This window comes from Streptomyces sp. NPDC001634, assembly GCF_040298185.1.
Lineage (GTDB): Bacteria > Actinomycetota > Actinomycetes > Streptomycetales > Streptomycetaceae > Streptomyces.
In genome coordinates, this window is record NZ_JBEOZU010000007.1 from 21,037 (window position 1) to 32,570 (window position 11,534).

At 70.1% G+C, this 11,534-nt stretch carries 13 protein-coding genes; 4 read left to right on the forward strand and 9 right to left on the reverse strand.

The window, feature by feature from the left end:
* Window positions 1–179: 179 nt before the first annotated feature.
* Genes ABT186_RS06265 through afsQ1 form a run of 3 tightly spaced genes read right to left on the reverse strand, consistent with a single transcriptional unit; the run spans window position 180 to window position 3,030 of the window.
* Window positions 180–794 (reverse strand): hypothetical protein, encoded by a 615-nt coding sequence (locus ABT186_RS06265; protein WP_351224833.1) that lies wholly within the window; start codon window positions 792–794, stop codon window positions 180–182.
* On the reverse strand, window positions 791–2,356 hold the full coding sequence (locus tag ABT186_RS06270; RefSeq protein WP_351224835.1) for an ATP-binding protein: 1,566 nt from the start codon (window positions 2,354–2,356) through the stop codon (window positions 791–793). Before ABT186_RS06270 ends, ABT186_RS06265 begins: the two co-directional genes overlap by 4 nt.
* Window positions 2,353–3,030, reverse strand: a complete 678-nt coding sequence (afsQ1, locus tag ABT186_RS06275; RefSeq protein WP_121887427.1) for a two-component system response regulator AfsQ1 — start codon at window positions 3,028–3,030, stop codon at window positions 2,353–2,355. The genes ABT186_RS06270 and afsQ1 overlap by 4 nt, the downstream gene beginning before the upstream one ends.
* A gap of 261 nt (window positions 3,031–3,291) precedes the next feature.
* On the opposite strand from afsQ1, the gene ABT186_RS06280 reads away from it, so the two are divergent.
* Window positions 3,292–4,044, forward strand: a complete 753-nt coding sequence (locus ABT186_RS06280; protein ID WP_351224837.1) for a SigE family RNA polymerase sigma factor — start codon at window positions 3,292–3,294, stop codon at window positions 4,042–4,044.
* A 257-nt stretch (window positions 4,045–4,301) separates the two neighbouring features.
* On the opposite strand, the gene ABT186_RS06285 is transcribed toward ABT186_RS06280, so the two are convergent.
* Window positions 4,302–4,937, reverse strand: coding sequence for a uridine kinase family protein (locus ABT186_RS06285; RefSeq protein WP_502973145.1), 636 nt, complete (start codon window positions 4,935–4,937; stop codon window positions 4,302–4,304).
* Between the two features lie 128 nt (window positions 4,938–5,065).
* On the opposite strand from ABT186_RS06285, the gene ABT186_RS06290 reads away from it, so the two are divergent.
* Window positions 5,066–5,467 (forward strand): hypothetical protein, encoded by a 402-nt coding sequence (locus ABT186_RS06290; protein ID WP_351224839.1) that lies wholly within the window; start codon window positions 5,066–5,068, stop codon window positions 5,465–5,467.
* A gap of 93 nt (window positions 5,468–5,560) precedes the next feature.
* Here ABT186_RS06290 and ABT186_RS06295 read toward each other — a convergent pair whose 3' ends face one another.
* From ABT186_RS06295 to deoC, 3 genes are read right to left on the reverse strand one after another with little or no spacing between them, the layout of a single operon-like run.
* On the reverse strand, window positions 5,561–6,493 hold the full coding sequence (locus ABT186_RS06295; RefSeq protein ID WP_351923844.1) for an aldehyde dehydrogenase family protein: 933 nt from the start codon (window positions 6,491–6,493) through the stop codon (window positions 5,561–5,563).
* Window positions 6,486–7,931 carry an aldehyde dehydrogenase family protein gene (locus tag ABT186_RS06300; protein ID WP_351224843.1) on the reverse strand — a complete coding sequence of 482 codons (1,446 nt, stop codon included), beginning with the start codon at window positions 7,929–7,931 and terminating at the stop codon, window positions 6,486–6,488. The genes ABT186_RS06295 and ABT186_RS06300 overlap by 8 nt, the downstream gene beginning before the upstream one ends.
* Before the next feature lie 12 nt (window positions 7,932–7,943).
* Window positions 7,944–8,900 carry a deoxyribose-phosphate aldolase gene (gene deoC / locus ABT186_RS06305; RefSeq protein ID WP_351923946.1) on the reverse strand — a complete coding sequence of 319 codons (957 nt, stop codon included), beginning with the start codon at window positions 8,898–8,900 and terminating at the stop codon, window positions 7,944–7,946.
* Between the two features lie 137 nt (window positions 8,901–9,037).
* Here deoC and ABT186_RS06310 point away from each other — a divergent pair, with 137 nt between their 5' ends.
* Window positions 9,038–9,703 (forward strand): PH domain-containing protein, encoded by a 666-nt coding sequence (locus tag ABT186_RS06310; RefSeq protein ID WP_351224845.1) that lies wholly within the window; start codon window positions 9,038–9,040, stop codon window positions 9,701–9,703.
* A 73-nt stretch (window positions 9,704–9,776) separates the two neighbouring features.
* Here the strand turns inward: ABT186_RS06310 and ABT186_RS06315 are convergent, their stop codons facing one another.
* The gene (locus ABT186_RS06315) at window positions 9,777–9,983 is read right to left on the reverse strand and encodes a DUF397 domain-containing protein (RefSeq protein WP_351224847.1); all 207 of its coding nucleotides are present in this window, start codon (window positions 9,981–9,983) and stop codon (window positions 9,777–9,779) included.
* A complete protein-coding gene (locus ABT186_RS06320; RefSeq protein ID WP_351923948.1) occupies window positions 9,980–10,855 on the reverse strand; it encodes a helix-turn-helix domain-containing protein in 876 nt (291 codons plus the stop codon). Before ABT186_RS06320 ends, ABT186_RS06315 begins: the two co-directional genes overlap by 4 nt.
* Window positions 10,856–11,019: 164 nt before the next feature.
* Here ABT186_RS06320 and ABT186_RS06325 point away from each other — a divergent pair, with 164 nt between their 5' ends.
* Window positions 11,020–11,451 carry an ATP-binding protein gene (locus ABT186_RS06325; RefSeq protein ID WP_351224849.1) on the forward strand — a complete coding sequence of 144 codons (432 nt, stop codon included), beginning with the start codon at window positions 11,020–11,022 and terminating at the stop codon, window positions 11,449–11,451.
* The last annotated feature ends 83 nt before the right edge of the window (window positions 11,452–11,534 follow it).

The window sequence follows — 11,534 nt, forward strand, 5'->3', positions numbered from 1 at the left end:
CGTGCTCAGCCCTTCGGGCCTCCGCGCTCCCGAAAGCTCTCGACTCTGCTCGAGCAGGGAGGTGCCCCCATGGCCTCTCGACACAGGCGCGCCCCTTCGGCTCACCCGCCGGGGCGCCCCTCGGTTCAGCCGCGGGGCCGCGCCGCTTCGGTTCAGCCGCGGGGCCGCGCCGCTTCGGTTCAGCCCCCGGACACCTCGGTCGACGGCGGTTGTGTGCTGCCCGGGCGGGAGCGCACCTCGGTCGTGCACTGGTAGCGGCGCAGCGGTCGGTCGTCCGGGCCGCCGAGCACGACGGTCCCGTCGTCGGCGGCGGTCGCCTCGGAGTCGGCGAACGTGCAGACGATCTGCGCGAGGGCGTACGAGGTCAGGTCCTGCAGGGGCGTGCCCAGCCGGAACGTGTCCTCGGGGTCCCTGCCGCGCGGTCCGCTCACCTTGATGACGTCGGTCACGTCCGTCGTGTATCCGGCCTGCTTCTCCGCGGCCGACGGCTTCGCGGCGAGCTGGTCGAGCAGTCCCTGCGCCACCAGCACCCGGCGCTCCGCCTCGACCGCGCCGTCGGGTATGCGTACCGCACGGTCCACCGTCACCAGCTGCGCGGCGCACAGCAGGAACACCTGGACCGGTATGCCCCGGCCCGCCTGCTGGGGCATGTTCGCGCCCGACAGCGCACAGGGCATCCGGGACGGTGCGGGCCCGAAGTCCGTCGGCACCTGGGTGGAGCGGATGCCGCAGCCGGCCATCAGCGCGGCCAGCAGCGGAACGGCGAGCCAGGGGCGTCCGCCTCGTATCGTCATCGGGCGTTCCCCTCGGAGCCGTTCCCGTTCCGCGTCTCTTCCGCGATCAGCGCCGACGCGTCACGCGGCAGGCGCAGCGTGAACACTGCTCCGCCTCCCGCAGAGTTGGCGGCCGTGATCTCGCCGCCGTGGATGTGCGCGTTCTCCATCGCGATGGACAGACCGAGGCCGCTGCCCTCGGATCGCGGACGCGAGGCACTCGCCTTGTAGAAGCGGTCGAAAACGTGCGGCAGGACGTCCTCGGGGATGCCGGGGCCGTGGTCCCGCACCCCGATCACCAGCTCCTCGCCCTCCTCGCGCACCGAGACTCTTACGGGCGAACCGCCGTGCTTGAGCGCGTTGCCGATCAGGTTCGCCAGGATCACGTCGAGGCGGCGCGGGTCGAGGTGGGCCATGATGCCGCGCTCGGCGTCCAGCTCCACGGCGTCCAGCCAGGCACGGGCGTCGATGCATGCGGTGATCTGGTCGGCGATGTCCACGTCGTCCAGGACCAGCCGGGCCGTGCCTGCGTCGAAGCGGGTGACCTCCATCAGATTCTCGACCAGGTCGTTCAGCCGGCGGGTCTCGCTGACCACCAGCCGCACGGCCGGCTCGATCATCGGGTCGATGCCGCCCGTCTCCGCGTCGAGTTCCTCCTCCAGCACCTCGGTGACGGCGGTGATGGCCGTGAGGGGGGTCCGCAGCTCGTGGGACATGTCGGCGACGAAGCGGCGGGAGGCCTCCTCGCGGGCGCTCATGTCCGCGACGGTCTTCTCCAGGGACTCGGCCGCGCGGTTGAACGTCCGTGACAGCTCGGCCAGTTCGTCGGTGCCGGACACGCGCAGCCGGGTGTCCAGCTTGCCCTCGCCCAGGCGCCGGGCGGCGATGCCCAGGCGGTGCACCGGCTTCAGCACGGTCGTGGCGGCGGCCTGCGCGAGCAGTGCAGAGCCGATGAGGGCCAGTCCCGTGGCGATACCGAGGGACCAGGCGAGCGAGTTGAGGTCCTTGGCCTCCGGCTCCAGGGACTTGAGCATGTAGCCGGTCGCGCCGCCGCCGATCACCTTCGCGCCGCCGACCAGGTAGGGGTTGCCGTGCTCGACGATCCGCTGCCAGTACAGGTGGTAGGCGTACTTGTTGGCCGACGAAACCCCCTGCTGCTTGTTCACCGCCTTCTGCAGGGACTTCGGCACGTCCCCCAGCGTGAAGGTGTCCAGGTCCGAGTTGCCGGTCACGGTTGTGCCGTGCTCGTCCTGGGCGACCAGCAGCACGCTGAAGCGCTGGCTGCTGTTCGCCATCTGCCCGGCGGTGTGCTGCAGTTCGTCCTGCGTCGGGTGCAGCGGAAGTGAACTCGCCCGGTTCTGCATCTCCTGCTGGAAGTCGCGCAGCACCGCGTCCTGGGTGCGGGTGAGCACCGCCTCGCGGTTGAGCCAGTACGCGATGCCGGACGCCGAGACGGCGGCGGTCAGCGCGACGAGCCCGAACACCACCACCAGGCGCAGCCTGAGACTCGTGAAACGGAGCCGTGACAGTCCGGTCTTGCGAGCCGCGGCCCAGCCGCGGAGCCCCCCTTGCGGATCGGTCACTGAGGAGCGTCCAGCCGGTATCCGACCCCACGGACCGTACGGATCAGCGTGGGGGACGACGGAACGTCCTCGACCTTCGCGCGCAACCGCTGTACGCACGCGTCGACGAGCCGTGAGTCGCCCAGGTAGTCGTGCTCCCACACCAGCCGCAGCAGCTGCTGCCGGGACAGCGCCTGCCCGGGCCGCCGGCTCAGCTCCAGGAGCAGCCGCAGCTCGGTCGGGGTGAGCTGCAGGTCCTCGCCGTTCTTGGTGACCGTCATCGCCGACCGGTCGATGACGAGGCTGCCGAACGTCGCCGAGTCGCTGGCCTCGCGTTCGCCGCGGCGCAGCACGGCCCGGATCCGGGCGTCGAGCACCCGCCCCTGCACGGGCTTGACGACGTAGTCGTCCGCACCCGACTCCAGTCCGACCACGACGTCGATGTCGTCGCTGCGTGCGGTCAGCAGGATGATCGGCAGCTGGTCGGTGCGGCGGATGCGCCGGCACACCTCGAACCCGTCGATGCCTGGCAGCATCACGTCCAGCACGATCAGATCCGGCCGCTGCTCGCGCAGCAGTTTGAGACCGTCCTCGCCGGTGGCAGCGGTGGCCACACGGTGTCCCTGGCGCGTCAAAGAGAGCTCCAGGGCCGTTCGGATGGCGTCGTCGTCCTCGATCAGCAACAGGGAAGGCACGGGGGTCATTCTGGCCCATGCCATGGCGGTCTTTCGACTGTTGGAGCGCTCCCACACATCTCACCGGTACGAAGAGTCGACCACGGTGCACCTGCGTAGCCGTACGACTCTTCTCTGTGACCAAGCTGTGCTGCGGCTGCGGACGACCCCTGTGACAGGTCTGTGACAGTCGGCGGACACGGCCATGAAGTGGCCCGGGCAGTCTTTTCGACACAAGCAAGGCCGCACAAAAGACCGGGACTCCACGACGGGGGGCGCGAGATGAACACGCTGCAGAGCACCAGCACGAGCGCGGTTGTCACGCGTCTGCACGACGTCACCCGGAACACCGAGAAGTCCGGTGTCGTGAGCGGGCGGGGGTGCGCTCGCGGCACCGGGCGTCAGCACACCGCGTACATGACGGTGGTTGACGCTTTCACGGGGGGAAGCAAGGCGGGGGAAGCTCACGGGGGAGCCGCGTACGGGGAGGCCTCGGGGGAGCGTCGCTCGGCGACGGAGGCGGAGTTCACCGCCTACGTCGAGGAGCGCCGCGCCTCCCTGTACGCAACCGCCTACCACCTGACCGGTGACCGCTTCGAGGCCGAGGACCTGCTGCAGAGCGCACTGTTCTCGACGTACCGGGCGTGGGACCGGATCAGCGACAAGGCCGCGGTGGGGGGCTACCTGCGGCGGACGATGACCAATCTGCACATCAGCGCGTGGCGCCGCCGCAAGCTGAACGAATACCCGACCGAGGAGCTGCCGGAGACCGTCGGCGACACGGACGCGATGCGCGGCACCGAACTGCGCGCCGTCCTGTGGCAGGCGCTCGCCCGGCTGCCGGAACTCCAGCGCACCATGCTGGTCCTGCGCTACTACGAGGGCCGCACGGACCCGGAGATCGCGGAGATCCTCGACATCAGTGTCGGCACGGTGAAGTCCAGCATCTGGCGGTCGCTCCGCCGGCTGCGCGAGGACGAGGTCCTCAGCTTCGGCCGTGACGAGGAGGAGTCCTTCGGGGAGCTCGTCGCCTGAGGGACCGGGGGGACACGGGGGAGCACCACCACGGGGGACAACGGGGGAAACGGGGGAGCGGTACCGGGGGGATCACGGGGGAACAACGGGGTCACGGGGGACCACGGGGGAAGCACCACCACGGGGGAAGCACGGGGGTGCACAAGGGAGCGGGACTGGAGGGCCGGGGGGTCCATCCAGTCCCGTTTCTTGTTGTACGGGGATTGCGTACAGGTATTGCGTACGGAGATTGCGCGTACGGAGATGGCGTACGGTGCCTACGCGGCCGTGGTCACCGATGTCCGCCGGCCCGCGGCCGCTGCCCCCAGCCGCCCCAGCGCCTCGTCCCGGTCGCAGGGGTACGCGCCCAGGGCCGTCTGACGGGCGACGATCGACCGCTCGGCGCGCATCAGCCGCCAGCCGCGGCGCAGCAGGAACGGGACCGACTTGCGGCCCTCCTTCAGGTCGCGTACGAATCGGCGTCGGAACGTGGTGAAGGGCCCGCGCGACAGACACAGCGCGTCGGCAAGGATCCCCAGTTCGCGGCAGCGCTCCACGATCTCCGCGGCGAAGATGCCCTCCGCGATGAACACCGGCGTACGGTCGATGTGCAGCGTCTCCTCGCCCGTCCGCACGCTCTGCGCGATGTCGTACACCGGCACCGTCGTACGGCCCTTGGCGCACAGTTCGGCTATGGCCGCGACCGCGACGTCCGCGTCCCATGACTGCGGGTGGTCCCAGTCGATGTCCGAACTCCCCTCCACCAGCGGCAGGGTCGGGTCGTCGCCCTCCTTGTAGAAGTCGTCGAGCCGCAGCACGGGCAGGCCGGAGCGGGCGGCGACGAGGGACTTGCCGGAGCCGGAGGGTCCACAGAGCAGCACGACGCGGCCGGGGGCCGGGGGATGGAGACTCACGAGACACCAGTCTGACGCATTGCGGCCACCTCGCCGACCCCGCGGGTCGACCTTGGAGCGGACATCACACCTCAACTACCCTGAGTGCTCATTCCCTTACCCGGCGCAATCAGAAGGTGACAGTAGTCATGGCACGACATGCCTCCCCCCGTACTCCCACCGCTCGGCGCGCCCTCGTCCTCCTCGCCACCGCGGGCGCCGCAGTGGGGGCGGGCGCGGCCACGGCGTCGGCGGACACCGCCCCGGCCCTCGACGTGCTGAACACCCGGCCCGCGTCGCTCGGCAAGGTCGACCCCGGGGCGGGGCTGCAGGCGCTGACGGGGAACCTGCGGTACGTCACCGGGACGATCGCGGGCCTCAAGCCCAACCCGCTGGCGGGCACGGGCACCGACCCGCTGGACAACGGTGTCGTCACCCAGCTCGCCGACTTCAAGCCGCTGTCGTCACAGGCGCTGACCCGGCCGGTGGCCGAGGCGAAGTCGTTCGGCGGTGTGCCGGTGCTCGGCGGAGTGCTCAAGGCGGTGCGCTGACCCTCCTGCGGCGGGCGGCCGTATGGCAGAGAGCCGCGCTTCCCCGGGACGGCGGGGATGCGCGGCTCTCCGGTCCGCGGCGGCCTCAGGCCCTCAGTACGAGGAGCCGGACGCGCCCAGCGACCCCGTCGGGTGCCAGACCGTCTTCGTCTCCAGGAAGGCCGTCAGACGCTCGGTGCCCGGCGTCGCGGAGTAATCCACAGGCTGTGGACGAAGAACGCGCTTGAGGTTGTCCGCCGCCGCGATCTCCAGTTCCTTGGCCAGGACCTCGTCGGCACCCGCCAGATCGATCGCGTTGACGTCCTGGTGCGCGGCCAGGGGCGTCGCGATCTCCGCCGTACGGCCGGAGAGGATGTTGACGACACCGCCCGGCAGGTCGGAGGTGGCCAGCACCTCGCCCAGGGACAGGGCGGGGAGCGGGGACTTCTCGCTCGCGATCACGACGGCCGTGTTGCCGGTCGCGATCACCGGGGCGATCACCGAGACCAGGCCGAGGAAGGACGACTCCTGCGGCGCCAGTACGGCGACCACGCCCGTCGGCTCGGGGGTGGAGAGGTTGAAGTAGGGGCCCGCGACCGGGTTGCCGCCGCCGACCACCTGGGCGATCTTGTCGGTCCAGCCCGCGTACCAGACCCAGCGGTCGATCGCCGCGTCGACGACCGCGGCCGCCTTCGCCTTCGACAGGCCCTCGGCGTCGGCGACCTCGCGCACGAACTGGTCGCGCCGGCCCTCCAGCATCTCGGCGATGCGGTAGAGGATCTGGCCGCGGTTGTACGCGGTCGCGCCGGACCAGGCGCCGAACGCCTTGCGGGCCGCGACAACGGCGTCACGGGCGTCCTTGCGCGAGGACTGCGGAGCGTTGGCCAGCCAGCTGCCCTTTGAGTCGGTCACCTCGTACACCCGGCCGCTCTCGGAACGCGGGAACTTCCCGCCCACGTACAGCTTGTAGGTCTTGAAGACGCTGAGCCGCTGCTCGGTCTTCTCGGCCTTCTCGGCCTTCTCGGTCTTCTCGGACTTCTCAGACATCGAGGTATGCCTCCAGGCCGTGGCGGCCGCCCTCGCGGCCGAAGCCCGACTCCTTGTAGCCGCCGAAGGGCGAGGTCGGGTCGAACTTGTTGAACGTGTTGGACCAGACGACGCCGGCGCGCAGCTTGTTCGCGACGGCCAGGATCCGGGAGCCCTTCTCCGTCCAGATGCCGGCGGACAGGCCGTACTGGGTGTTGTTGGCCTTGGCGACGGCCTCTTCGGGCGTGCGGAAGGTCAGGACGGACAGCACCGGGCCGAAGATCTCGTCGCGGGCGATGGTGTGCGCCTGGGTGACGTTCGTGAAGAGCGTCGGGGCGAACCAGTAGCCGGACGCGGGAAGTTCACAGGCGGGCGACCAGCGCTCGGCACCCTCGGCCTCGCCCTGCTCGGCGAGGGCGGTGATCCGGGCCAGCTGCTCGGCGGAGTTGATCGCGCCGATGTCCGTGTTCTTGTCGAGGGGGTCGCCGAGACGGAGGGTGGAGAGCCTCCGCTTCAGGGACTCCAGCAGCTCGTCCTGGATCGACTCCTGAACCAGCAGACGGCTGCCCGCGCAGCAGACCTGGCCCTGGTTGAAGAAGATGCCGTTCACGATGCCCTCGACGGCCTGGTCGATCGGGGCGTCGTCGAAGACGATGTTGGCGCCCTTGCCGCCCAGTTCGAGGGTGAGCTTCTTGCGGGTGCCGGCGACCGTGCGGGCGATCTCCTTGCCGACAGCCGTGGAGCCGGTGAAGGCGACCTTGTTCACATCCGGGTGCGCGACGAGAGCGGCGCCCGTGTCGCCGTATCCGGGAAGGATGTTGACGACGCCCTTGGGAAGGCCGGCCTGACGGCAGATGTCCGCGAAGAACAGGGCGGAGAGGGGCGTGGTCTCGGCGGGCTTGAGCACCACCGTGTTGCCGGTGGCGAGCGCCGGGGCGATCTTCCACGCCAGCATCAGGAGCGGGAAGTTCCAGGGGATGACCTGGCCCGCGACGCCGAGGGGCCGCGGGTTCGCGCCGAACCCGGCGTGGTCGAGCTTGTCGGCCCAGCCCGCGTAGTAGAAGAAGTGCGCGGCGACCAGGGGGAGGTCGGCGTCGCGGGTCTCCTTGATGGGCTTGCCGTTGTCCAGCGTCTCCAGGACCGCCAGCTCACGGCTGCGCTCCTGGATGATGCGGGCGATGCGGAACAGGTACTTGGCGCGCTCGGAGCCGGGCAGCGCCGACCACTTCTCGAACGCCTTGCGGGCGGCCTTCACCGCGCGGTCGACGTCAGCCTCACCGGCCTGGGCGACCTCGGAGAGGACCTCCTCGGTGGACGGGCTGACCGTCTTGAAGACCTTGCCGTCGGCCGCCTCGCTGAACTCGCCGTCGATGAACAGGCCGTACGAAGGGGCGATGTCGACGACGGAGCGGGACTCGGGTGCCGGTGCGTACTCGAATGCGGATGTCTGCATTTTCATGTTCATGGGGTCTCAGTCCACCGTCACGTAGTCGGGGCCGGAGTAGCGGCCGGTGGCCAGCTTCTGACGCTGCATCAGCAGGTCGTTCAGGAGCGAGGAGGCGCCGAAGCGGAACCAGTGGTTGTCCAGCCAGTCCTCGCCGGCGGTCTCGTTGACCAGGACGAGGAACTTGATCGCGTCCTTGCTGGTCCGGATGCCGCCGGCCGGCTTCACACCGACCTGGACGCCGGTCTGCGTCCGGAAGTCGCGCACGGCCTCCAGCATGAGGAGGGTGTTGGCGGGCGTGGCGTTCACCGCGACCTTGCCGGTCGAGGTCTTGATGAAGTCGGCACCGGCGAGCATGCCGAGCCAGGAGGCCCGCCGGATGTTGTCGTACGTCGACAGCTCACCGGTCTCGAAGATGACCTTCAGACGGGCGGACGTCCCGCAGGCCTCCTTCACGGCGATGATCTCGTCGTACACCTTCATGTAGTTGCCCGCGAGGAACGCCCCGCGGTCGATGACCATGTCGATCTCGTCCGCGCCCGCGGCCACGGCCTCGCGCACGTCGGCCAGCTTCACGTCGAGCGCGGCGCGGCCCGCGGGGAAGGCGGTGGCGACGGAGGCGACCTTCACGCCGGATCCCGCGACGGCCTCCTTGGCGACGGCCACCATGTCGGGGTAGACGCAGACGGCCGCGGTCGTGGGGGTCGTACGGTCCGTCGGGTCGGGGTGGACCGCCTTGGCGCCGAGCGCCCGGACCTTGCCCGGGGTGTCCGCGCCTTCCAGCGTCGTCAGGTCGACCATCGAGATGGCGAGGTCGATGGCGTACGCCTTCGCGGTGGTCTTGATGGAACGGGTGCCGAGAGAGGCGGCGCGCGCCTCCAGGCCGACCGCGTCGACGCCGGGCAGCCCGTGGAGGAAGCGGCGCAGCGTGCTGTCGGACGCGGTGACGTCTGAGAGCGAGTGTGCTGGGGCATGGGTGGGCATGGTCACCAGCCGAGCATATCTACGCGCGTAGCAGCTGTACACCCCCAGGAGGGCTCGGGTGCGTCACCGTCGCCGCGCGGGCCACGGTCGCGTACCGGCTACGGGACCGGTCGTCCCCGTCGTGCAGAATCGGGACCATGACGACCCCCGATCACCAGTCGCCCGCGCCGGACCACTCGGGACCCGAGTTCCGGGACCGGGTCTACCGGTCATCCGCCGGCATCGCGTCCGGTGTGATGCTGCTCGCACTCGCGCTCTGGCTCGGCATCGACGCACTGGTCTCGGGTCACGGCCGCGCCCCCTGGCTGGCGCTCGCCGGGCTGATCCTGGTCATCCCGCTGGTGACCGCCTTCACCCTGCGTCCAGCCGTGTACGCGAACGACGAGCGGCTGCGCATCCGCAACCCGTTCCGGGTGATCGTGCTGCCCTGGAGCTCGGTCGCCGCGCTCCGCTCCGGCTACTCGAACGAGGTCGTCACCACCTCCGGCACCAAGTACCAGTTGTGGGCGGTGCCCGTCTCGCTGCGCGCCCGCAAGAGGGCGGCCAGGCAGCAGAGCCGGTCCGCCGCGCAGGCCACCCGCGCGGGCGAGCGAAGCCACACGGACGCGCTCGCGTCCGTCCCGGCCGCCGGGCCCGCCCGCGCCCACACCGACCAGATCATGGACGACCTGCGCGAGCTGGCCGAGACCCACGAGAAGTCCGAGCGCGCCCAGGGCGAGCCGACCGTCCGCTGGGCGTACGAGGTGCTGGGGCCGGCGGCGGCCGGGGCGGTCGTGCTGGCGATCTTGCTGGCGGTGGGCTGAGGGGACTCCGGGCCGCCCGCCTACTCTGGCCGCGGAGGCACGACACCGGCGAAGTAGCGGGCGGCCTCTGCGGTCACTTCCCGGCGTACGGGAGGAAGGCGGACCACGCCGTGGGGGACAGAGTGAGCCGGGGGCCCTGCTGGTTCTTGGAGTCGCGGACGTGGATGATGCGGTGCGCTATCGCGATCTCGACGCAAGAGTCGCCGTCGGGGCCGTCGCTGTAGCTGCTCTTGAACCACGCCAGGTCGGAGGCGTCACCGGCAGTGGACTTGCGGATCATGTTTCTCCCGGCAGTTGCTCGATGAGGGCCAGCGACTCCCCGGGGGGAAGAGCCTGAGCCCGGATGGTGCCATACCGCAGCTCAAGAACCCGCAGCTCCCTCAGGTCCGAAACCGGTCGGCCGTTGAAAGCACCGTCGGAACGACCTACAGCCGTACCGTCCTCGAACTTGAGCAACTCGATCCTGCCGCTCATGCCGGGATGCGGCGAACTGTCCAACGGCATCACTTGAAGCGTGACATTGTGCAGGTGCCCCACCTCCTGCAGACGTTCGAACTGCTGTCGCCGCACCATTGTGCCTCCGACCTTGCGGTGCAGCGTCGCCTCTTCCAGGACGAAACCAAGAGCGGGGGCGGGCGATCGCTCGTAGATGGACTGCCGGGCCATGCGGGCGGCCACTCGCCTCTCCAGGTCCTCGTGTGAATAAGCGGGCTGCCACGATTCCAGCAGGGCTCGCGCGTGCTCAGGCGTCTGCAACAGGCCAGGGATGCTGCTGCACACGTACACCCCGATCTCGACCGCCTTGTCCTCCAGCTTCGCCAGGTCCCGCACCTTCTTGGGATAGCGGACCTTCTTCACGTCCTCCTTCATAGCGGCGAGCAACCCACCCGCCCCCAACACCTCGTCCGCCCTGTCCAGATACTCGGGCCGCGGGATCCGCTTCCCGCCCTCGATCTTGTAGACCATGTCCTCGCCGTACCCGACGGTGACGCCGAAGTCGGCGGCCCGCATCCCCACCGCCTCCCGGCGTAACTTCAGCTGCCGTCCGACGGTCGCGATGACCGCCAGCCCCCACTCGTCGTCGGGATCCACTTCCCAGCCCGGCTCGTCCGCCTCGGTCTTGAGCCGTACCGCCTCGCCGTCGACCGTCATCCCGCGCCCCTCCATCGTGCCGTCGTACCGTCGTGCCGCAACGCCCCGTACCCGTACGCTCCGCTCCGACAAGCCCGGACAGCACCGGACAAGTGCCGGACAGTCACCGTACGTATCAGCGTCGTCACTGTTCACGGTAGGTGCGGAGCGCCACGCTGAGTGACGTGAACCAGAAATCCGCCGAACTCGGCACCGCGATCCGCAACTTCAGCCTGCAGTTGTCCCCCACGCCGCGCGGAGCCCGGCTCGCCCGTCTGCTCGCCGCCGAGCAACTCCGCTCCTGGGGGCTGCCCTTGGACCGGGCGAGCCAGGTCGTGGCCGAGCTGGCCGCCAACGCCATCACGCACGGCCGTGTCCCCGGCCGCGATTTCCGGCTCACCCTCTACGTCGTCGCCGACACCCTCCGGATCGAGGTCACCGACACCCGGGGAGACCGCCTCCCCGAGCGCCGGCGCCCGCCCCTCGACGCCGAGTCCGGCCGAGGGCTGGTCCTCGTCGACGCGCTTGCCGACCGATGGGGCGTGGCCCCGGGGCCGCATCCACGCAAGACGGTCTGGGCCGAGCTGACCGTGCCGCGGTCCGTCGCGAACCGGTGAGTGGTGACTCGGGCGGGCGCGACATAAAACACCAAATGACCAGGGGAAATTACCCAACCCAACCCGACCGGCCATCCCCTCGG